This is a genomic window from Isoptericola sp. NPDC055063, assembly GCF_053608125.1.
Map to the genome: position 1 here is coordinate 273094 of NZ_JBSGUW010000003.1, position 21191 is coordinate 294284.

Annotated in this window: 20 protein-coding genes and 6 tRNA genes; 13 read left to right on the forward strand and 13 right to left on the reverse strand. The window is 74.3% G+C overall.

What is annotated here, in order from left to right:
- Positions 1-145 precede the first annotated feature (145 nt).
- Complete coding sequence (locus ACWF41_RS05245) at positions 146-1387, forward strand: carboxylate--amine ligase (RefSeq protein WP_452182134.1); 1242 nt, start codon at positions 146-148, stop codon at positions 1385-1387.
- Positions 1384-2658, forward strand: a complete 1275-nt coding sequence (locus ACWF41_RS05250; protein WP_380324999.1) for a carboxylate--amine ligase — start codon at positions 1384-1386, stop codon at positions 2656-2658. The genes ACWF41_RS05245 and ACWF41_RS05250 overlap by 4 nt, the downstream gene beginning before the upstream one ends.
- Positions 2659-2739: 81 nt before the next feature.
- Here ACWF41_RS05250 and ACWF41_RS05255 read toward each other — a convergent pair whose 3' ends face one another.
- Both ACWF41_RS05255 and ACWF41_RS05260 read right to left on the reverse strand, forming a co-directional pair.
- A complete protein-coding gene (locus tag ACWF41_RS05255) occupies positions 2740-3237 on the reverse strand; it encodes a hypothetical protein (RefSeq protein ID WP_380326303.1) in 498 nt (165 codons plus the stop codon).
- A gap of 74 nt (positions 3238-3311) precedes the next feature.
- Positions 3312-4112, reverse strand: a complete 801-nt coding sequence (locus ACWF41_RS05260) for a dihydrofolate reductase family protein (RefSeq protein ID WP_380326300.1) — start codon at positions 4110-4112, stop codon at positions 3312-3314.
- A gap of 38 nt (positions 4113-4150) precedes the next feature.
- Here ACWF41_RS05260 and zapE point away from each other — a divergent pair, with 38 nt between their 5' ends.
- Positions 4151-5236 (forward strand): cell division protein ZapE, encoded by a 1086-nt coding sequence (gene zapE / locus ACWF41_RS05265; protein ID WP_380326297.1) that lies wholly within the window; start codon positions 4151-4153, stop codon positions 5234-5236.
- 37 nt (positions 5237-5273) lie between these two features.
- Here zapE and ACWF41_RS05270 read toward each other — a convergent pair whose 3' ends face one another.
- The gene (locus tag ACWF41_RS05270) at positions 5274-6920 is read right to left on the reverse strand and encodes a hypothetical protein (protein ID WP_380326294.1); all 1647 of its coding nucleotides are present in this window, start codon (positions 6918-6920) and stop codon (positions 5274-5276) included.
- A 198-nt stretch (positions 6921-7118) separates the two neighbouring features.
- Here ACWF41_RS05270 and ACWF41_RS05275 point away from each other — a divergent pair, with 198 nt between their 5' ends.
- A complete protein-coding gene (locus tag ACWF41_RS05275) occupies positions 7119-7352 on the forward strand; it encodes a hypothetical protein (RefSeq protein WP_380326291.1) in 234 nt (77 codons plus the stop codon).
- Between the two features lie 47 nt (positions 7353-7399).
- Here ACWF41_RS05275 and ACWF41_RS05280 read toward each other — a convergent pair whose 3' ends face one another.
- From ACWF41_RS05280 to ACWF41_RS05310, 7 genes are all read right to left on the reverse strand, one after another.
- A complete protein-coding gene (locus ACWF41_RS05280; RefSeq protein ID WP_380326306.1) occupies positions 7400-7645 on the reverse strand; it encodes a hypothetical protein in 246 nt (81 codons plus the stop codon).
- Positions 7646-7724: 79 nt separating this feature from the next.
- Positions 7725-8051 (reverse strand): DUF2277 domain-containing protein, encoded by a 327-nt coding sequence (locus ACWF41_RS05285; protein WP_380326288.1) that lies wholly within the window; start codon positions 8049-8051, stop codon positions 7725-7727.
- Positions 8052-8139: 88 nt separating this feature from the next.
- Positions 8140-8214, reverse strand: a tRNA-Val gene (locus ACWF41_RS05290).
- Between the two features lie 40 nt (positions 8215-8254).
- Positions 8255-8327 (reverse strand) — tRNA-Gly (locus tag ACWF41_RS05295).
- A gap of 405 nt (positions 8328-8732) precedes the next feature.
- Positions 8733-8807: transfer RNA gene (locus tag ACWF41_RS05300), tRNA-Val, on the reverse strand.
- 8 nt (positions 8808-8815) lie between these two features.
- A tRNA-Cys gene (locus ACWF41_RS05305) sits at positions 8816-8886 on the reverse strand.
- Between the two features lie 54 nt (positions 8887-8940).
- A tRNA-Gly gene (locus ACWF41_RS05310) sits at positions 8941-9013 on the reverse strand.
- Positions 9014-9137: 124 nt separating this feature from the next.
- On the opposite strand from ACWF41_RS05310, the gene ACWF41_RS05315 reads away from it, so the two are divergent.
- Positions 9138-10304 (forward strand): chorismate-binding protein, encoded by a 1167-nt coding sequence (locus ACWF41_RS05315; protein ID WP_380326411.1) that lies wholly within the window; start codon positions 9138-9140, stop codon positions 10302-10304.
- Positions 10305-10333: 29 nt separating this feature from the next.
- Positions 10334-10933, forward strand: coding sequence for a dihydrofolate reductase family protein (locus ACWF41_RS05320; RefSeq protein ID WP_380326408.1), 600 nt, complete (start codon positions 10334-10336; stop codon positions 10931-10933).
- A gap of 30 nt (positions 10934-10963) precedes the next feature.
- Here ACWF41_RS05320 and ACWF41_RS05325 read toward each other — a convergent pair whose 3' ends face one another.
- Positions 10964-12517 (reverse strand): multicopper oxidase family protein, encoded by a 1554-nt coding sequence (locus tag ACWF41_RS05325; protein WP_380326406.1) that lies wholly within the window; start codon positions 12515-12517, stop codon positions 10964-10966.
- A 31-nt stretch (positions 12518-12548) separates the two neighbouring features.
- Positions 12549-13040: a COX15/CtaA family protein gene (locus ACWF41_RS05330; protein WP_380326403.1), complete on the reverse strand. Its 492-nt coding sequence runs from the start codon at positions 13038-13040 to the stop codon at positions 12549-12551.
- A gap of 151 nt (positions 13041-13191) precedes the next feature.
- Between ACWF41_RS05330 and ACWF41_RS05335 the strand changes: the two genes are divergently transcribed.
- The 3 genes from ACWF41_RS05335 to arfB all read left to right on the forward strand — a co-directional run bounded on the left by ACWF41_RS05335 (position 13192) and on the right by arfB (position 14713).
- Complete coding sequence (locus tag ACWF41_RS05335) at positions 13192-14058, forward strand: aminotransferase class IV (RefSeq protein WP_380326400.1); 867 nt, start codon at positions 13192-13194, stop codon at positions 14056-14058.
- 60 nt (positions 14059-14118) lie between these two features.
- Positions 14119-14190: transfer RNA gene (locus tag ACWF41_RS05340), tRNA-Val, on the forward strand.
- A gap of 85 nt (positions 14191-14275) precedes the next feature.
- The gene (gene arfB, locus ACWF41_RS05345; protein ID WP_380321148.1) at positions 14276-14713 is read left to right on the forward strand and encodes an alternative ribosome rescue aminoacyl-tRNA hydrolase ArfB; all 438 of its coding nucleotides are present in this window, start codon (positions 14276-14278) and stop codon (positions 14711-14713) included.
- Between the two features lie 84 nt (positions 14714-14797).
- Here arfB and ACWF41_RS05350 read toward each other — a convergent pair whose 3' ends face one another.
- The gene (locus tag ACWF41_RS05350; protein ID WP_380321151.1) at positions 14798-15853 is read right to left on the reverse strand and encodes a LacI family DNA-binding transcriptional regulator; all 1056 of its coding nucleotides are present in this window, start codon (positions 15851-15853) and stop codon (positions 14798-14800) included.
- Between the two features lie 154 nt (positions 15854-16007).
- Between ACWF41_RS05350 and ACWF41_RS05355 the strand changes: the two genes are divergently transcribed.
- The 4 genes from ACWF41_RS05355 to ACWF41_RS05370 all read left to right on the forward strand — a co-directional run bounded on the left by ACWF41_RS05355 (position 16008) and on the right by ACWF41_RS05370 (position 21173).
- A complete protein-coding gene (locus ACWF41_RS05355; RefSeq protein ID WP_380321154.1) occupies positions 16008-16925 on the forward strand; it encodes a carbohydrate ABC transporter permease in 918 nt (305 codons plus the stop codon).
- A gap of 3 nt (positions 16926-16928) precedes the next feature.
- The gene (locus ACWF41_RS05360) at positions 16929-17843 is read left to right on the forward strand and encodes a carbohydrate ABC transporter permease (RefSeq protein ID WP_380321157.1); all 915 of its coding nucleotides are present in this window, start codon (positions 16929-16931) and stop codon (positions 17841-17843) included.
- Between the two features lie 89 nt (positions 17844-17932).
- Positions 17933-19276, forward strand: coding sequence for an ABC transporter substrate-binding protein (locus tag ACWF41_RS05365; RefSeq protein WP_380321160.1), 1344 nt, complete (start codon positions 17933-17935; stop codon positions 19274-19276).
- Between the two features lie 109 nt (positions 19277-19385).
- On the forward strand, positions 19386-21173 hold the full coding sequence (locus ACWF41_RS05370; protein ID WP_380321163.1) for a glycoside hydrolase family 35 protein: 1788 nt from the start codon (positions 19386-19388) through the stop codon (positions 21171-21173).
- Positions 21174-21191: the final 18 nt, after the last annotated feature.

Genomic DNA, 21191 nt, shown 5'->3' on the forward strand with positions numbered 1-21191 from the left:
GCGTGCGCGCCGTGTGCGTCGATTATTCCCACTATCTCGCGCGACACCCGTCCGGTTAAGACCATACCCACCCCCTCCACCGCCCGGCCCCCCCCCCCCCCCCGCTCCCGGGTTCCGACCGGTCATCGTCGGGTCCGACATCGGCGTGTACGCCCTCGCCCGGGCGTTCCACGAGCGGTACGGCGTGCGCACCACCGTGGTCGCGTTCGCCGAGCCCGGCCCGATCGCGCACTCCCGCATCATCGACGTCGTCCTGTCCGGCAGCGAGCCCGAGCAGATCGTCGCGACCCTGCGCGACCTCGCCGCCGCGCAGGCGGGCTCCGGCGACCGGCTCGTCGCGCTCACCAACATGGACTGGGCCGTCCGCACGCTCGTGCACCACCGCGCGGAGCTCGAGGGCGCGGGGTACGTCGTGCCCTTCGCCGACGTCGCGCTCATCGACCGCATCTCCGACAAGGCGGAGTTCGCGGCCGCGTGCGCCGAGCTCGGCATCCCCACGCCGGCCACCGTGATCCAGGACTTCGCGCGGGCCGACGACGCGGGCTGGCAGCCGGCGCCCGTCGCCTTCGACTTCCCGGTGATCGCGAAGCCGGCGAGCAGCGCCGACTACCACGGCGTGACGTTCCCCGGGAAGAAGAAGATCTTCGAGATCGCCACCCCGGCCGAGCTCGACCGGCTGATGATCTCGCTGCGCGAGGCCGGCTTCCGCGGCCGGTTCCTCGTCCAGGAGATGATCCCGGGCGACGACACGCAGATGCGCTCGGTCACCGCGTACGCGGACAGCAGCGGGCGGGTGACGCTGCGCGCGTCGGCCCACGTGCTCCTCGAGGAGCGCACCCCGGCCACCCGCGGCAACCCGTCGGCGATGATCGTCGAGCGGATCGACCCGATCCTCGACGCCGCGCAGCGGCTGCTCGAGCACACCGGCTGGCGCGGCTTCGCGAACTTCGACGTGAAGCTCGACCCGCGCGACGGCGTGTTCAAGTTCTTCGAGCAGAACCCTCGCATCGGTCGGAACAACTACTACGTCACCGCGGGCGGCCAGAACGTGGCCGAGGTGCTCGTGGACGACGTGGTGCACGGCGTGCGCCGCGAGCCGGTGACGGCCGAGCGCGAGATGCTCTACGCCGTCGTGCCGCACCGCCTGCTGCGCCAGTACGTGCTGGACCCGGCGCTGCGCGCCCGGGTGGTCGGGCTCATGCGGGCACGCCGCACCGTGCACCCGCTGCGCTACTCCGCGGACGCCTCACCCCGCCGCCGGCTGTACGTGCTCACCGCGCTGGTCAACCACTGGCGCAAGTACCGCCAGCACTACCCGCTGGACGAGCTGCGGCGCGTGCACGCCACCAACACGCCGGATGGTGCGCCCGGCCGGGTGAGTGCATGAGCCGCTCCACCGCGCCCGAGCCCCGGCCCGAGCTCGCCCCGGTCATCCTCGGCGGCGACATCGGCGTGTACGCCCTCGGGCGGGCCTTCCACGAGCTGTACGGCGTGACGTCGACGGTGATCTCGGGCCTCGTGCCCGGGCCCATCGCCGACTCCCGCATCCTGCGCACCGTGCAGGTCGAGGACAGCCACGACGCGCGCGGGCTCGTGGACGCCGCGCTCAAGGTGGCCGCCGAGACGCTGGCGGCCGACCCCGGCCGCCGCCTGCTGCTCCTGGCCAACTCCGACTGGCTCGTGCGCACGGTGGTGCGCCACCGTGGTGAGCTCGAGGCCGCGGGGTACGTCGTGCCGTTCCTCGACGAGGAGCTGCTGGACGACATCAGCGACAAGGCGACCTTCGCCGAGCTCGCCGAGAAGGTCGGCATCGCCGTGCCGCGCACGATCGTGCAGGACTTCGCCGGCGCCGACGACCCGTCGTGGCAGCCCGTGCCGGTCGACGTCGGCTGGCCGCTCATCGCCAAGGCGGCGAGCAGCGCGGACTACCAGGACGTCGAGTTCCCCGGCAAGCGCAAAGTGTTCGAGATCGGCACGCAGGCCGAGCTCGACGACCTGTGGCGCCGCCTGCGAGAGGCCGGGTTCCGCGGCCGGTTCGTGGCCCAGGAGCTGGTGCCCGGCGACGACACGCAGATGCGTTCCATCACCGCGTACGTCGACGGGCGGGGCGTCGCCACCCTCATGGCCGGCGCGCACGTGCTGCTCGAGGAGCACACCCCGAACGGCCTCGGGAACCCGGCGGCCATGATCACCGGCGACCTCGGCACGATGTTCGACCAGGCGCGCGCGTTCCTGGCGGCCACCGGCTACCGCGGCTTCGCCAACTTCGACATCAAGGTGGACCCGCGCGACGGGAGCTTCGCCTTCTTCGAGGTGAACCCCCGCATCGGCCGCAACAACTACTACGTGACCGCGGCGGGCGCGAACGTCGCGCGGTTCGTCGTGGCCGACCACGTGGACGGGGTGGCCCTCGAGCCGGTCGTCGTGACCCGCGAGGTGCTCTACTCCATCCTGCCGACCAGCCTGCTGCTGCGGTACGTCCGCGAGGACGGGCTGCGGGCGAAGGTGCGCCGGCTCGCCCCGGACACCGCGCACCCCCTGGCCTACTGGGCTGCCGACGGCGGCGCCAAGCGACGCGCGTACGTCGCGGCCGCGAAGGTCAACCAGGTGCGCAAGTTCCGGCAGTGGTACCCGGAGCCCACCGGCACGGGCTTCTGAGGCAGCACCCGTCCTGACACGGCCCGGTCCTGGCGCGCCGACGGGCCCGCACCCCCATGGGTGCGGGCCCGTCGTGCGTCGTCAGTCGCCGATCTCGCTGGTGCCGGCGTACAGGTGCAGCACCGGCGCCCGCAGCTTCTGCCGGGCGCGCGACGCCCAGTCCCTGCGCAGCGTGTCCGCGACCACGTGGGGGTACGTGACCACGACGACCCCCTGCACGCCGTCCGGCCCTCCCTCGGCGGTGACCGCCGCGGCGAGCGCGGGCACGGGGTCCTCCGCGGTCACCTCGCCGTCGGCGGCGACCCCGGTGGCGCGCAGCAGCGCGAGCGACCGCTCGAGCCGGTCGGCCGCGGTGACCTTCGCCTCGTCCTGCGTGGGCTCCCGGCCGACGAGGTCCTCGCCGGCCTCGCGCAGCTCGCCGCTCCACAGGTGGTCGATGATCGCGGAGACGACGTCGGAGTCGGTGTCCTCGGGCACGAGGACCCGGTACCTCTCCGGCTGCTCGGCCTGCAGGTCCGCGATGTGCTGCACATCGGCGTCGGTGAGCGCGTCCTCGGTGAGGATGATGGTCGTCGGCATGCCAGCACCGTAGTCATCCGGGGCCCCGTCCGCGAGGTCAGGACGGCCCTTCCCGTGCGGTGGTGACGAGCGCCTCAGCGCAGCAGCCAGCGCGCCACCAGCGTGCCCGTGCCCGGCGCGTGCAGCAGGTGCGCGAGACGTGCGGGCACGGGCGGCGTCGACGGGATCCCGGCTGGCGGCGGCGGCTCGCCGGATGCCCCGGCAGGGGAGGCGGCGACGATGCGCGACGGGCCCGGCCCGACGACGCTCGGGCTGGTGGTGACGCAGAGCTCGTCGACGAGGCTGTCCGCGAGCATCGCGGCGAGCAGCGTCGGGCCGCCCTCGCACAGCACGCGGGCCAGCCCGCGCCCCGCGAGGGCGGCGAGCCCGGCGCGCACGTCGACGTCGTCCGGGTCGCCGGCGGCCGGCACCTCGACCACGCGGTCGGCGGGCACCATGCGCGCGGCCGTCCGGGCGCCGGCGGCACCCGTGAGGATCAGGGGCGGCCGGTCGCCGTCGGCGAGCAGCTGGGGCACGCGGCCCGACCGCGAGACGAGCGCGAGCTCCAGGGGCCGGTCGCTCGCGGCGGGCAGCCCCGGCGGCCGGTCGAGGGCGGTGTAACCCTCGTGCCGGGCGGTGCCGGCGCCGATCAGCACGACGTCCGCCGCGGCGCGCAGCACGCGGAAGACGCGCCAGTCCGCGTCGTCGTTGATGGAGCCGGAGCGGTGGTCGGAGCCCCAGGCCGCACCGTCGACGGTGGCGACCATGTTGGCCCGGACGTGCGGCACGCCGGCGGGCAGCGCGTGGAGGGCGGTGAGCCGCGGCTCGGCCGGGTCCGCGGGCAGGTGCTCGGGTCCGGGGACGAGCAGGTCGAGCGGCGTCGTGGCAGATCTCACAGCGGCCAGCGTACTGACGCGGCGTAGCCTTGACGGTCGTGACGCTCACGCAGGACACCCCCGCGACGCCCCCGACCTCCGACGCCCGGGAGGGCGCGGTGCCCTCCCTGTCGGCCGTGCGTCCGACCGTCTCGCCGGACCGGCTGCTCGCCGACCTCGTGCCCCCGCGCCACTTCGCGCAGGCCCGGTTCTCGACCTACCGCGCCGACCCGGCGCACCCGAGCCAGACGACGGTGCCCGCCCGGCTGCAGGAGGTGGCGGGGGAGATCACGGCGGCGCGCGCGTCCGGCCTCAAGGCGCTGTTCGGCCGGCGCAAGGCCGTCCCCGCGGTGTACATGGACGGCGGCTTCGGCGTCGGCAAGACGCACCTGCTCACCTCCCTGGCGCACGAGGTCACGGCCGCGCTCGGCGAGGAGTCGGTCGCGTACGGCACGTTCGTGGAGTACACGAACCTCGTGGGCGCCCTCGGCTTCCTGCCCACCGTGGAGGCGCTCGCCACCCGCCGGCTCGTGTGCATCGACGAGTTCGAGCTGGACGACCCGGGCGACACGGTGCTGATGTCCCGGCTGCTGCGCGAGCTCGCGGACCGCGACGTCGCCCTCGCCGCGACGTCGAACACCCTGCCCGAGGCCCTCGGCGAGGGCCGGTTCGCCGCCGAGGACTTCCTCCGCGAGATCCAGGCGCTCTCCTCGCGGTTCGAGGTGCTGCGGGTGGACGGCGAGGACTACCGGCACCGCGCGGTCGTCACCGAGGCCGCCCCGCTGGCCGAGGACGTGGTGGCCCGTGCGGCGGCCGCGCACCCGGGCGCCGTCCTCGACGGGTTCGAGGACCTGCTCGCCCACCTGGCCACCGTGCACCCGAGCCGGTACGGCGCCCTGCTCGACGGCGTCGAGCTCGTGGCGCTCACCGGCGTGCGGCCCGTGCTGCGCCAGGAGGTGGCGCTGCGCCTCGTCGTGCTGGTGGACCGGCTCTACGACCGCGACGTGCCGGTGCTGCTGGCTGGCGACTCCGCGCAGCACCTGTTCACCGACGAGATGCTCCGCGGCGGCTACCGCAAGAAGTACTTCCGGGCGTTGTCGCGCCTGGGAGCCCTCGCCGAGGAGGGGCGCCGCCTCGCCGCGTAGCACCACCGCGTAGCGTCCCGGGCGCCGTCCGCCCGGGCTACCGGTCGACCGGCCCCGTGTGCAGCACGGCCGGCGACCGCGGCGGCAGCGTCAGCGTGCCGTCCTCGTAGGTGGTCCCGGCCGGGTCCCACGCGGCGACGAGCCGGGTGCCGTCGGGCAGCCCGGAGACGTCGACGGTGGCCCGCTCCGTCCCGGTGACCAGCGCGACGGCGGTGCGGCCGCGGTGACCCAGCAGCGTGGTGCCGTCGGTGCGCACCTCCACGGGCAGGTCCCGGTCCGCCGACGCGGCGGGGCGGAGGCCGGCCAGCGTCCTGGTCCACGCGACGAGGCGGCGCGACCGGGCGTCCCGCGCCGGGACGGGGACGTGCTCGGTGTCGAGCACGGGCGGCGTGCCGGCGAGGATCGCGAACGTGAGCAGGCAGGCGCGGTCGTCGTCGGTGACGGCCGCCTCGGCACCGCCGCTCGCGTCGGTCGCGTCGGGGGTCCAGGGCACGGAGCGGTTCGCCGCGGGCAGCCGCGTGAGGTCGCGCACCAGCACCGAGGACGCGCGCTGGGTGGCGCGGTGGGCGCGCCGGAGGCTCGGCGGGCGCCAGGGCGCCGTCGTGGGCGGGAAGACCTCGTTCGCCAGGCGACGCAGGTCCTGGGCGCGGTCGTCGTCGCCGGGGGCGGCGAGGATGTGGTGCACGACGGTGGTCAGCCGGTCGCTGCGACCGGGCCCGTCCACGAGGAGCGCGACGCGGCGCCCGAGCTGCTCGCCGAGCCGGTGGACGTCCTCGGCGAGCTCCCCCAGGAAGGGCATCGCGGACCGGTCCACGAGGGCCTCGACGTCGAGGAGCAGCCCGTCGACGTGGAAGTCCCGCAGCCACCGCTCGGCGTCCGCGACGAGGAAGTCGCGCGGGCCGCGGCTGCCGCTGCCGTCGAGGTTGAGCCGGGGGCTGTCCGAGCCGGCGGGCCCGGGCCGGGCCCCGGTGCGCGGGCCGATCCGCGAGCCCGTCGCGTAGGGGCCGAACGCGTGCAGGCCGAGCCGGTCGGCGACGGCCCACCGGTGGGGGGCGTCGAGCACGACGGCGAGGCCGTGCGCGTGCGCACGGTCGACGAAGCGCTGCAGCGCCCGGGGGCCGCCGTACGGCTCGTGGACGGCGAACAGCCGGACGCCCGCGGCGGGCCCGAGGGCCGGGTCGAAGGCGGCGACGGGGGAGAGCTCCACGCCGACGACGCCGGCGTCCGCGACCGCGGCCAGGCGGTCGGCGGCGGCGTCGAGCGTGCCCTCGGGGGTGAACGTGGGGACGTCGACGCGCAGAAGGGCGCCGACGTCGAGGTCCGCGCCGTGCCACGCATCGTCGGTCCAGGGGAAGTCGGGGTCGAGCACGCGGGAGGGCCCGTCCAGGCCGCCGGGGAGGGAGGTGCTGCACGGGTCGGGCACCGGGTCCGCGCCGTCGATCGAGAACGCGTAGTCCGTGCCCGCGGAGAGCTCGGCGTCCGCGCGCCAGTAGCCGGGCTCGTGCGCGCCCACGAGGCGCAGCGGGAGCCGGTCGCCCGTGGCGGGCAGGACGACCTCGACGGTGTGCGCCCGCGGCGCCCACACGAACGGGCGCGGCCCCGGCCACCGGTCCCGGGTCCGCGGGAGCGGGGGAGGAGGGCCGGTCGCCGCCCTGTCGGCAAGACCTGGATCGGCAGCGGTCACGGCGGACACTCTAGCCACGGGCACCGACCTTCGCGGCCTCAGTCCAGCGGGCCGGACGTGACGTCGCCGACGGGTCGCGCGGTGCGGGACCGACGCCCGCCGCGATGGTGGTGAAGCCGTGCCGACACGGTGCGCGGCACGGAAAAATACTGTGCCAAGCACGGGCACCCAGCGACGGCTGCTGCTAGACCTGGGCCTATGAGCACGCACGACACGGAGGCGCACACCCCGGCGCCGGTGGACATGCTGGACGAGTCGAACGCCTCGCAGGCGAGGCTGGCACCCCGGCGCCGCCCGCTGGACGAGCGACCCGGTGACCCGCGGGCGGGCGGGGACGCGGCGAAGGCGCCGGCGTCCCTCTCGGCCGCCGAGATCGGCCCGATCGAGGGGGCCTCGAGCGGGGTGTCCTGGGACGACCCCGACGAGCTCTGATCGCGACCGTCGTCCCGCGGCCGGTCGGGCCCGTCGGCCCGCCCGGCTCAGCGGGGGAGGCGGTCCGCCCCGACCGGCACGAGGCGGGGCATCCCGGCGGGGGCGACGCGGCTCACCGCCAGGTAGCGGGCCTCGGCGCGGTGCAGGCGGATGTGCTCGTCGAGGGACCAGTCGGGCCCGTTGGTGAGCACCATCCCGCACGAGCAGTCGATCTCGACGATGCCGCCGGCCGCGTGCCGCACCTGCCCCACCGTGACGTGCGACGCCCTGGCCCGCGCCTTGGCCCGGTGCATCGTCGCGGAGACGGGGTCGGCCGGGCCGTCGAGGGGGTCGTCGACAGGGGCGGGGGAGGCGTGATCCACGCGGGCGAGCCTAGTGGCTGTGCGCGATGCCGAGCTCGTGCATCCGCTCGTGCTCCTCGCGGGCGGCCTGGCGCGCGGCGATCCGTGTCTGCACCTCCTCGCGGCGCAGCGGGGGCACGGTCTTCGGCGGCTGGCGACGGGCGGGGAGCTCGCCGAGCAGGCGGGTGACGATCTCGGCGATCTGGTCGGTGGCCTCCTCGCACGGCTCGCGCGTGGCGGCGACGGCGGAGCGCTGGACCCCGGTGACCTTGCGGACGAACTGCTCCGCCGCGGCCCGGATCTCGTCATCGGTGGCGGGCGGCTCGAGCCCCCGCAGGGTCGTGATGTTGCGGCACATGGTCTCGACGCTACGCCGCGGGGGTGACGAGGGCGACGGGTCGGGCGTACGAGAGAGGCCGCCCCGGTGTTCCGGGACGGCCTCGTTCTGGTGGGCGATACTGGGATCGAACCAGTGACCTCTTCCGTGTCAGGGAAGCGCGCTACCGCTGCGCCAATCGCCCAAACGGCTGCTGCGCCCCCGTCAGGGAATGCAGAGCTCGGAGCGGATGACGGGACTCGAACCCGCGACCCTCACCTTGGCAAGGTGATGCTCTACCAACTGAGCCACATCCGCACGACCGAGTCTTCCGGGGCTTCCCCCGGGCCTCTCGGCGCCAGAGGAACATTACCCGGCCGGGGCCGCGTTGGTCCAATCGCGGCCGTGTGACCTGCGACGCCGCCCGGGCCTCCATGCCGCGACCTCATCCTGCGGCCGGCGGATCCGGGACGGGTGACGAGAGGAACGCGGCGCCCACGGCGGCGCCGTCGCGGTGCCGAGCACCGGGAGGGCGAGCAACGCGCCGAACAGCAGGCCCCAGAGCGTGCCCCAGCCCGCGCCGAGCGCCGGGTCGCGCCGGCGGTGCCAGGTGGTGGGGGCCTCGCTGGCCGGCCACGGCCGTCGTCCGTGCGGGGATCGCTGTCGCGGGGAGGGGACGACGAAGCCCCCTGACCGGGACCCGGTCAGGGGGCTTCGTCGTGCTGGTGGGCGATACTGGGATCGAACCAGTGACCTCTTCCGTGTCAGGGAAGCGCGCTACCGCTGCGCCAATCGCCCGTGCTGCGAGGTGGGTACGGGATTCGAACCCGTGTATACGGCTTTGCAGGCCGCTGCCTCGCCTCTCGGCCAACCCACCTTGAGACGTGCTCTCCCGACGCTCATGGTGAGTCGATCAGAGAGTGGGCCTCCGAGCGGATGACGGGACTCGAACCCGCGACCCTCACCTTGGCAAGGTGATGCTCTACCAACTGAGCCACATCCGCGCGACCAGGACCAGGACACCCTGCGGTGCCCGCCGTTCTGGCGCGCCCCAAACATTAGTGGACCCTCGACGGTCCGTCCAATCGCCCCCGCCGGGGTGTGCCGGGAAGCCGTTAGCGTGCTCCTGTGACCGCGCCGACCTCCTGGGCCACGTTCGCCGGACGCCGCGCCACCCGCGCCGTCGAGTGCGTCGACCTCGCCGAGCAGCCCGAGCGGCTGGACGACGGGCTGTGGTTCGTCGTCGTCGACTTCGAGGCCGACCTCGGCCGTGACGGTGCCTCCCGCCCGGGTGGCCGGGCGCGCGCGTGGCGGTTCGCCGAGGTGGCCCCGGAGCCTTCTGCTCCGCCCGGCGGCGGCGACGCCTGGCGGGGCCCCGAGCCGTCCTCTTGGCGGACGTCGATGACGCGGCAGGAGTACGTGCGCGCGGTCGGCACGGTCCGCGAGCGGGTGCGCCGGGGCGACGTCTACCAGGTGAACGTCTGCCGGGTGCTGTCCGCGCCGCTGCCCGCCGGCACGTCGGGCGGCGGCGCGTCCGAGCCCGACGCCTCGGCCCTCGCCGCCCGGCTCGCGGCCGGGAACCCCGCCCCGTACGCGGCCGCCGTGCACGTCCCCGCGGCGAGCGGGCTCGACCCCGTGTGGGTGGTGAGCGCGTCGCCGGAGCTCTACCTGTCGCTCGACGACGCGCGGGGTGCCGTGGGAGACGGCGCGGCGGTGCTCGGCTCGGGCCCGATCAAGGGGACGGCGCGCACGCCGGACGGGCTCACCGCCAAGGATCGCGCCGAGAACGTCATGATCACCGACCTCGTGCGCAACGACCTGCAGCGCGTGTGCCGTCCCGGCACCGTGGACGTCACCGACCTCCTCGCCGTCGAGGAGCACCCGGGCCTCGCCCACCTCGTCTCCCGGGTGCGCGGCGAGCTGGACCCCGCCGCGGCCGGGCCCGGTCGCTGGGGACGGGTGCTGGAGGCCACGTTCCCGCCGGGGTCCGTGTCGGGGGCGCCCAAGTCGTCGGCGCTGCGGCTCGTCGCCGAGCTCGAGACCGCGCCGCGCGGCCCCTACTGCGGCGCCGTCGGCTGGGTGGACGGCGCCGCCGGTCGGGCCGAGCTGGCCGTCGGGATCCGCACCTTCTGGTGGGCCGACGAGCCCGGCGGCGGCGTGCTGCGGTTCGGCACAGGCGCCGGGATCACGTGGGGGAGCGACCCCGAGCGGGAGTGGGAGGAGACCGAGCTCAAGGCCGCGCGGCTCGTCGGCCTGGCGTCGTCCGGCGGGGGTCGGGCGAGCGTCGACCGATGAGTCCGGCGCCTCGCCGCCGTCGGACCGGCATGACACAGGTGACGTGCGACATCGGGATCTCCCTGGACGGGTACTCGGCGGGGATCAACCAGCGGGAGGACCAGCCCTTCGGGGACGGGGTCGGAGACGGCGAGCAGATCCACGCGTGGATGTTCGAGCACGCCGACGCGCACCGCGCCGAGCTCGACGCGATCACGGCGGCGGGCGCGTTCGTCATGGGGCGCAACATGTTCACCCCCGGCCGCGGGGAGTGGGACCTGGCCTGGCGCGGCTGGTGGGGCGACGACCCGCCGTACCACGCACCCGTCTTCGTGCTCACCCATCACGAGCGCGAGCCGCTGGAGATGGACGGCGGCACCACGTTCCACTTCGTCACCGGCGGCCCGCAGGAGGCGCTCGCGCGGGCGCGCGAGGCCGCGGGCGCCCGGGACGTCTCCGTCGCGGGCGGGGCCACGACCGTCAACCAGTTCCTCGCCGCCGACCTCGTCGACGAGCTGCGGCTGCACATCGCGCCGGTCGTCCTCGACGTCGAGGGCGTGCGCCTGTTCGACGGCGTCGGGAACCACGCGCTGCGCGCCGTCGGGGGCCGGGTCACGCCCGAGGTGACGCACGTGGTGCTGCGCCGCTGACCGGCCGCCCCCGGGGGCAGGGTCAGGGCGTCACTCGGGCACGTTGCCCGAGTCGTGGCCCAGCAGGTACGGCGTGGTGACCCCCTCGTACATGAGGTGCGCGACGAGGCCCTCGGTCGCGTGGGGGAGGTTGTGGCAGTGGTCCATCCAGATCCCGGGGTTGTCGGCGACGAAGGCCACGTCGTAGACCTCGCCGTCGCCGACCTCGAGGGAGTCCACCCACCACGGGCTGCCGGTGGCGGGCACGCCGTCGCGGGACAGCACGACGACGTGGTGGCCGTGCAGGTGCATCGGGTGCGGCTCGCCGCTGCGGTTGTCGATCCGCATCCGCACGACGTCGCCCTCCGCGACCGTGAACATCGGCACGTCCGGGTAGGTGTGCCCGTTGACCGTCCAGTGCATGCCCGGCTTGCCGTCCAGGAACCCCGGCGCGCGCCCGATGACGTAGTCGAACGACCGGTCGGCGTCGGCCGGGTCGAACGCGAGCGGTGCCGGCGTGCCGTAGGAGAGCGCGTCCAGCGAGGTCGCGGGGCGCCGTGTGCGGGGAGCGTCGGCGCCGCGCGGCCCGAGGACGACCGCCGCCGACCCGCCCAGCTCGACGCGCGCGGCCGACCCGTCGGGCGGTGCGACGACGAGGAGGTCCGCGCGGCCGCCGGCCGGGACGGTCACGGCCTGGCCGGTCACCTCGGCGGGTGCGTGCACGTCCGTGCCGTCGATCGCCAGGAGGCGGAACGGGGCCCCGCTCACCCACACCGACAGGGTGCCGTTGTCGGTGTTGACGACGCGCACGCGCGCCGCGCGGCCGGGCGACAGCTCGACCGGAAGGTCCCCGACGACGCCCTGCACTGTCCGCCGCGAGCCGTACTGGTGCACGACCGCGGGCACGTCCACGGCGTCGTCGAGCAGCCGGGCCACGGCCGGCCCACCCGCGGGCCGGGCTCCCGGGGCCGGCTCGACCACCAGCGCCCCCAGCAGCCCTCTGCGGACCTGCTCGTGCGACACCTGGTGCGAGTGGTACCAGTACGTGCCCGCGTCCTTCGTGACGAACCGGTAGCTGAACGACCCGCCGACCGGCACCGCGTCCTGCGTCACTCCCGCCACGCCGTCCGCGGCGCCCGGCACGTCCACGCCATGCCAGTGCAGCGTGGCGCCGCCGGGCACGCCGGCGTTGACGAACCGCACCTCGACGAGGTCGCCCTGGACGGCGCGGACCGTCGGGCCGGGCGTCGTGCCGTTCACGGTGTACGCGTCCGTGGTGGCGCCCGGCGCGATCTCGACGCGCTCGGCGCGGGCGGTGAGCGTGACGCTCACGTCCGGTGGGCCGGGAGGGGCCACCAGGGAGTCGACGCTCATCCCGGCGGCGGCGTGCGCGCCCTGCCCGCCGTGCCCCGCGTGGCCGTCGAGGCTCGTCACGCGAGGCCCGCTGCCCGCGGGAAAGCCCCGCTCGGCGGTGCTCGCCCCGGTCACGGAGAACTGCCCTGGCACCCGGCTCGTCTGCCACAGCAGCAGCACGGGGACGAGGACGGCCGCCGCCACCACGCCCGCGACCACGCGGCGCAGCACCGGCGACGTGCGTCCGGTCATCGAACGACTCCTCGGGACGCCCCGGGACGCCTCAGGACGCCAGGCCCTCGGCGGGCGTCGCGCCGACCGACGCCGTCGTGCTGACCGCGCGGCCCCGCGCCGCGACCCGCCAGCCCGTGTACAGCGAGACGCCGAACAGCAGGAGCGCGTTGACGCCGTGCAGGCCGCCGAGGAAGGGGACGCTGTGCCCGGCGATGCCGAGGGTGGCCTGGAGGGCCACGAGCAGCAGGATCGCCAGCCCCCACCGCCACGCACCGCGCACGCCGGCGAAGAAGGAGGCGACGAAGGTCAGGAGGGCGACGATCGGCAGGACCATCATCCCGTTCATCCCGTGCAGGACCATCCCGTTCTGCTCGGGGAACACCTGCTCGCCGGCGAACACCTGCTCCATCGCCGCCTGGTCGAGCACACCGCCGTCGTCGATGTAGAGGCCCATGCCCGCGACCGCGTAGACGATCACGGCGGCCTGGACGACGACGCCCGCGGCGACGACGTAGGCGAGCGTGCGGAAGACCTGTCTCATCGGGATCACCTCGAGAACGTGGGGCCGCGCCGTCGCGGCCCGTCTTCCGATGGTGAGCCGCCCGCGGCCCGCGCTGCTACGCACCGCCGGGGTGAACACGGGGGTGAAGTCGGCGGGGCGCGCGGCCCGTGAGGTCGGGCACACTGGCCCCATGAGTCTGGTGATCTGGGCGGAGGGCCGCCTCGTCGGTCAGGGAGAGGCGGCGCTCAGCGCCGTCGACCACGGCATCACGGTGGGGGACGGTGTCTTCGAGACGTGCACCGTCTTCGACGGGCAGGCGTTCGCGCTGACGCGACACCTGCGCCGCCTCGCGCGGTCGGCGCAGGGCCTCGGCCTCGCCGCCCCCGACGAGGAGAAGGTGCGCGACGGCGTCGCCGCCGTGCTCGCCGAGGCCGTGCGGGCCGACGGGCCCTTCGACGGCCGCTTGCGCATCACCGTGACCGGCGGGATCGGCCCGCTCGGCTCCGGCCGCGTCGACGCCCCGGAGACCGTCGTCGTCGCCGTGCAGGACTCGACCATGGCCCCGACCTCGCGATCCGCACGCTCGCCGTGGCCCCGTAACGAGCGGTCCGCCGTCGCCGGCCTCAAGACCACCTCGTACGCCGAGAACGTGGTGGCGCTCGCGGACGCGGTGCGCAAGGGCGGCGACGAGTCGATCCTGCCCAACACGGTCGGCGACCTGTGCGAGGGCACCGGGTCCAACGTCTTCGTCGAGCGCGACGGCGAGCTGGTCACGCCCACCCTCGAGTCCGGGTGCCTCGCCGGCATCACCCGCGCCCTCGCGCTCGAGTGGGCCGCGGAGGAAGGGCTGCCCGTCCGCGAGGCCAAGGAGGGCGAGCTGCCGTTCACCGTGCTCGACGAGGTGACGCAGGGCCGCGCCCAGCTCACCCTCACGTCGTCGGGACGCAACGTGCAGCCCGTCGTCTGGCTCGACGGCGCGGACGTCGCCGTGGGCGAGGTCTCGCGCGCGGTGCGCGAGGTGTTCGAGCGCAACTGCCGCGAGCGCCTCGACCCCTGACACGCCTGCGGCGCCGGTTTGGTCAGCCGCCCGATCTGTGGCTAATATCGTCCACGCACCGGGCGATTGGCGCAGTGGTAGCGCGCTTCGTTCACACCGAAGAGGTCACTGGTTCGAACCCAGTATCGCCCACCCGTGAGCAAAGGCCCCTGACCAGCGGAAGCGCTGGTCAGGGGCCTTTGTCATGCGCTGCGCGCGAGCGGGGGATGATGGCCCGGTGTCCCGTGACCTGTGCCCCGGCCTCCGGGTGAGCTCTGCGCTCGTCGTGCCCGAGGCGGAGCTGTCGTGGCGGTTCTCGCGGTCGTCGGGGCCGGGCGGCCAGGGCGTGAACACGGCGGACTCGCGGGTCGAGCTGTCGTGGGACGTCGCCGCGTCGGCGGTGCTGTCCGACGCGCAGCGCGCACGGCTGGTCGAGCGGCTGGGCGGCCGCCTGGTGGACGGCGTGCTCACGGTGGCGGCGTCGGAGCACCGGGCGCAGCTGCGGAACCGGGAGGCCGCGCGGGTGCGGCTGGCCGCGCTCGTCGCGGACGCGCTCGCACCGCCCGGGCCGCGCCGTCGGGCGACCCGGCCCACCCGCGGCTCCGTGACGCGCCGGCTCGACGCGAAGAAGCAGCGGTCGGGCGTCAAGAAGCTGCGCCGGCCGCCGTCGGACTGACCGCTCGGGCCGGTCGACCCGCCCAGCGAGTTGTCAGGGGCAGGGCGCGGTACACCCGGCGCGCGTCCTGACAGCTGTTCGGGACTACCGGGGCGCGGGGCCGCTGCTCTGCCGCACGGCCAGGCGCACGGGCACGGTCTCGTGCGTGCCGCTGAGGTCGACGCCGTCGCGCACCTGGCGCAGCAGCAGGTCGACCAGGCTGCTGCCGATGCGCGCGAAGTCCTGCTCCACGGTGGTGAGCGGGGGCCACAGGTGCTCGGCGAGCGTGATGCCGTCGAAGCCGACGACGGACACGTCCTCGGGCACGCGGCGGCCCGCCTCGTGCAGGGCGTGCAGCACGCCGGCGGCGGTCTCGTCGTTGGCGCAGAACACGGCGGTGACGTCGGGGTCGGCGGCGAGGAGGGCGCCGGCGGCGCACCCGGCGCGGGCGCTCCAGTCGCCGTGCAGCGGGTCGGGGACGGGGCGCCCGGCCGCCTCGAGCGTGGCCCGCCAGGCGTCGATGCGGCTCCGGGCGGGCAGCGAGTCGTCGGGGCCGGCGACGTGGTGCACGGTGTGGTGGCCGAGGTCGAGCAGGTGCTGCACGGCCAGGCGCGCGCCCTCGGTCTGGTCGGCGCGGACGGCGGGGTGCGTCCCGACGAACCGCGAGTCCGACACGACGACGGGCAGCTGCGCGGGCAGCGCCAGGGTGTCCGGCGTGGCGGACTCGGCGCGCACGATGACGAGGCCGTCGATGGCCTGGTGGGACAGCCGGGCGACGGCGGCGGAGACGTCGTCGGGGGAGGGGCTCTCGACGTCGACGATCGTCACGGTGTAGCCCTCGGCGCGGGCCGCCTCGACGACGGCCTCGACGGTGCGGGACTCGCCGGTGCGCGCCAGGCGGTGGGCGATGACGCCGATGGTGCGGAAGCTGCCGTAGCGCAGGGCCCGGGCCGCGGTGTTGGGCGCGTACCCGAGCTCCGCCATCGCCGCGAGGACACGCTCCCGGGTGGCGGGCCTGACGTTGTCCAGCCCCATGGAGACACGCGAGACGGTCTGCGAGGAGACCCCGGCCAACGCCGCGACCTCCGCCATCGACGGCGCCGTCCGCGAGCGCCCGCGTCCCTGGGGGCGCGCCTGCGGCGCACCGTTCGTCTCGACCATCCCTGCCCTCTCGTGACCTCGGCCGTCGGCCCGCGACGGCGACGTCGCGGGCCGGGTGCGACGGCGGGGCTTGACATCTCCCGCCGCCTCGCGACACTCTAATGCCGCCAGGATGTTTACGTAAACATTCGGCCTGTCCCCTGGGAGTTGATCCGTGACCGCTGTCGCTCCGGCATCCTCGCCGCCCACCGTGCCCGCGCTGCGCCGCAGCGGCCGGCGCTGGACCGGGTGGGCGTTCGTCGGCCCGTTCATGCTGGTGTTCGCGCTGGTGTTCCTGGCGCCGATCGCCTACTCGCTGTACCTGTCCGTGTTCCGCACGCAGATGGTGGGCGGCACCACGTTCGTCGGCCTCGAGAACTACTCGCAGGCCCTCGCCGACCCGCAGTTCTGGGAGGGGCTGGGCCGCGTCGCCCTGTTCCTCGTGGTGCAGGTGCCGATCATGCTCGGCATCGCGCTGCTCGTGGCCCTCGCGATCGACAGCGGCCGGCTCTACGGCAAGAGCTTCTTCCGCATCTCGATCTTCATGCCCTACGCGGTGCCCGCCGTCGTCGCCTCGCTCATGTGGGGCTTCATGTACGGCACGCGCTTCGGCCTGGTCGGCAACATCAACGACGCGCTCGGCATCAGCCTGCCGAACCCGCTGTCGCCGGACCTCGTCCTGGCCTCGATCGGCAACATCGTGACCTGGGAGTTCGTCGGCTACAACATGCTGATCTTCTACGCCGCGCTGCGCGTGGTGCCGCACTCGCTGTACGAGGCGGCGGAGATCGACGGTGCCGGCCAGTGGCGCGTCATCGGCGCCATCAAGCTGCCCGCCATCCGCGGCGCGCTCGTCATCGCCACGATCTTCTCGATCATCGGCAGCTTCCAGCTCTTCAACGAGCCCAGCATCCTCAAGTCGCTCGCTCCGAACGCCATCACGACGTCGTACACGCCCAACCTGTACGCCTACTCGCTGTCGTTCTCCGGGCAGCAGTACAACTACTCCGCGACCGTCGCCATCATCATGGGCCTGATCACCATGGTGATCGCCTACGTGGTGCAGCTGCGCGGCATGCGCAAGGAGCCGTGACCCGTGTCGACGCTGACCGCCACCCCCGCCCGCCCCGCCGTGCGCCTGCGGACCCCGCGCCACCACTCCGTGGCCCAGCCCCGCCGCAGCACCCTGCTCACCGTGCTCACCACGGTGGTGCTCGTCTACTCGCTGGTGCCGCTCGCGTGGCTGCTCATCAACACCACCAAGACGCAGGCCGACCTGTTCTCCTCGTTCGGCCTCTGGTTCGGCGACTCGTTCTCCCTGTGGGACAACATCACCGCCACGCTGACCTACGACGGCGGCGTCTTCGTGCGGTGGTTCGCCAACACCGTGCTGTACGTCGTGGTGGGCGCCGGCGGGGCGACGTTCCTCGCCGTGCTCGGCGGCTACGCCCTGGCGAAGTTCGACTTCCCCGGCAGGCGCGGCGTGTTCGCGCTCGTCATCGGCGCCGTCGCCGTGCCCGGCACGGCGCTCGCCGTCCCGACGTTCCTCATGTTCAGCCAGATGGGCCTGACCAACACGCCGTGGGCGGTGATCATCCCGTCGCTCATCTCGCCGTTCGGGCTCTACCTCATGTGGACGTTCGCGTCCGAGGCGGTGCCCGGCGAGCTCCTCGAGGCCGCGCGGATCGACGGCGCGGGGGAGTTCCGCACCTTCTTCCGGGTGAGCCTGCCGCTGCTCGGCCCCGGCATCGTCACCGTGCTGCTCTTCACGATGGTCGCGACGTGGAACAACTACTTCCTGCCGCTGATCATGCTGCGCGACTCGTCCTGGTACCCGCTGACGCTCGGCCTCAACGCGTGGAACGCGCAGGCCGCCACCGCCGGCGGCGAGGCGATCTTCAACCTCGTGATCACCGGAGCCCTGCTCACCATCCTGCCGCTCGTGGCCGCCTTCCTGCTGCTGCAGCGCTACTGGCAGTCCGGCCTCGCGGCCGGGTCCGTCAAGGAGTGACCGGGAGCGACCCCGCACTCCCGAACCTGCACTCCCACCCGCAGTCCCCGACACGCTCCACCCCGTCTGACGATGAAGTGAGGACACCCATGAACGCACGACCCCGCCACCTGGTGCGCGGCACCGCCCTCGCCGGCGTGCTGGCGCTCGGCCTGGCCGCCTGCGGCTCCGCCGACGACAGTGGCTCCGGCGGCGGCGACGCCGCGCCCGTCGACACCGCCTCCGTCCTCGACAAGGGCGGCGAGATCACCGTCTGGGCGTGGGAGCCCACGCTCGAGGGCGTCGTGAAGGACTTCGAGTCGACGTACCCGAACGTCACGGTGAACCTGGAGAACGTCGGCACGGCCAACGACGAGTACACCGCGCTGCAGAACGCGATCGCCGCCGGCGACGGCGTCCCCGACGTCGCGCAGATCGAGTACTACGCGGTGCCGCAGTTCGCCATCTCCGAGGCCCTGACCGACCTGGGCCCGCTCGGTGCCGCCGACCTGGACGGCACGTTCAGCACCGGCCCGTGGAACGCGGTGCACAGCGGCGACGGCGTGTACGGCCTGCCGATGGACTCCGGCCCGATGGCCCTCTTCTACAACAAGGACGTCTTCGACAAGTACGGCGTCGACGTGCCCACGACGTGGCAGGAGTACCTCGAGGCCGCGCGGACCATCCACGAGAAGGACCCGAAGGCGTACATCGCCAACGACATCGGCGACGCCGGGTTCACCACCAGCATGATCTGGCAGGCCGGCGGCCACCCCTACCAGGTGGACGGCACGGACGTGACGATCGACTTCGCCGGAGACCAGGGCACGAAGGCGTTCACCGACGTCTGGCAGCAGCTCGTCGACGAGGACCTCCTCGCGCCCGTGGGCTCGTGGAGCGACGAGTGGTACCAGGGCCTCGGCAACGGCACCATCGCGTCGCTGACCATCGGCGCCTGGATGCCGGCCAACCTCGAGTCCGGCGTCCCGCAGGGCAAGGGCAAGTGGCGCGTCGCCGAGATGCCGCAGTGGGAGGCCGGGCAGCACGCCTCGGCCGAGAACGGCGGCTCGTCGCTGACCGTGCCCGCCGCGAGCACGAACGCCGAGCTCGCCTACGCGTTCGTCGACTTCGCCACGCACGGGGACGGCGTGCAGACGCGCATCGACGGCGGCGCGTTCCCCGCGACGACGGCCGACCTCGAGTCGGACGACTTCCGCGGCACGGAGTCGGAGTACTTCGGGGACCAGAAGATCAACGAGGTGCTCGCCGACTCCGCCGCGAACGTCGTGGAAGGCTGGCAGTACCTGCCGTTCCAGGTCTACGCGAACTCGATCTTCAACGACACGGTGGGCCAGGCGTACGTGTCCGGCACCACGCTGACCGACGGCCTCGGTGCGTGGCAGGAGCAGTCCGTCACGTACGGCAACGGCCAGGGCTTCACCGTCAACAAGTGAGCGCGGCCGCGTGACGCGGCGGCGGGGCGTACCGCCCAGCCGCCCGTCGCGCGCCGTCCCGCGCCCACGACTCCCCGCACCACATCGCGACCGAAAGGCCCGACACCCCATGCCCACGTTCGAGATCGGCGAGCGGGACTTCCTGCTCGACGGCCGCCCCGTCCAGGTGATCAGCGGAGCGCTGCACTACTTCCGCGTGCACCCCGACCAGTGGGCCGACCGGATCCGCAAGGCGCGGCTGATGGGGCTCACCACGATCGAGACGTACGTGCCGTGGAACTTCCACGCCCCCGAGCCGGACGTCTTCGACCTCACCGGGCGGCGCGACCTCGGCCGGTTCCTCGACCTCGTCGCCGCCGAGGGCCTGCACGCGATCGTGCGCCCCGGCCCGTACATCTGCGCGGAGTGGGACGGCGGCGGGCTGCCGGCGTGGCTGTTCGCCGACGGACGCGCCGCGGTGCGCCGGCACGACCCGGCGTTCCTCGACGCGATCGGCACCTACTTCGCGCACCTGCTGCCCGTCGTGGCCGAGCGCCAGGTGACCCGCGGCGGACCGGTGCTCATGGTCCAGGTCGAGAACGAGTACGGCGCGTACCCGGGCGTCCCCGCCGACGAGCGCGAGCGGTACCTGCGCGCGCTGGTCGACCTCACGCGCGCCCAGGGCATCGACGTGCCGCTGTTCACGTGCGACCAGGCCGACGACGAGCACCTGTCCCTCGGCGGCCTGCCCGAGATGCACAGGACGGCGAACTTCGGGTCCCGCTCCCTGGAGCGGCTCGCCGTGCTGCGCCGCCACCAGCCGACCGGGCCGCTGATGTGCATGGAGTTCTGGGACGGCTGGTTCGACTCCTGGGGGCTGGAGCACCACGTCACCACCCCGGAGGCCACGGCGGCCGACCTCGACGAGCTGCTCGGCGCCGGCGCGTCGGTCAACCTCTACATGTTCCACGGCGGCACGAACCTCGGCCTGACCAACGGGGCGAACGACAAGGGCACCTACCTGCCCATCACCACCTCGTACGACTACGACGCCCCGCTGTCCGAGCACGGCGCCCCGACGGCCAAGTTCCAGGCGCTGCGGGCCGTCATCGCCAAGCACGCGCCGGTGCCCGACGAGGTGCCGGCCGAGCCGGCTCCCGCGCCCGAGCTCGACGTCGTCCTCGACCGGCGCGTGGCGCTCGACGGCGTCCTGGACCTGGTGGCCGGGCGGAGGTGGCGGACGTCGGCCCCGCAGCCCCCGACGATGGACGACCTGCGCCAGTGGTCCGGCTTCGTGCTGTACGGCACGCGGGTCGACGCCGACGACGTGGTGCTCGTGGCCGACGAGGTGCGCGACCGCGCCGTCGTGGCGCTCGACGGCGACCCGGTGGGTGTGCTCGACCGGAGCACCCACGTCCGGACGCTGCCCCTGCCCCGGCGGGCGGGCACGCTGACCCTGCTGGTCGAGGACCGCGGCCGCGTGAACTACGGCGCCCGCATCGGCGAGCCCAAGGGGCTCGTCGGGACGGTCCGCACCGCCACCCGTGAGCTCACCGACTGGGAGGCCGTCCCGCTGCGGCTCGAGGACGCCCCGGCGCGCCTGCCCGACGCCGTGTGGGGGACCGGCGGCGCCCACACGGCACCGGTCGGCGGGCCGTCGTTCCACCGCGGCACGTTCGCCTCCGTCGCGGGCGCCGACCACTTCCTGCGCCTGGACGGCTGGACCCGCGGCCTCGCGTGGGTGAACGGCGAGCTGCTCGGTCGGTACTCCAGCCAGGGCCCCACCGGCACGCTCTACGTGCCCGGCCCGCTGGTCCGCGCCGAGGGCAACGAGCTGGTGCTGCTCGAGCTGCACGGGGCGGCCGCCCCGCGCGCGCGGTTCGTGGCGGGCCCCGACCTCGGGCCGACGGAGGCCTGACCGCCACTCGCTCCGGCC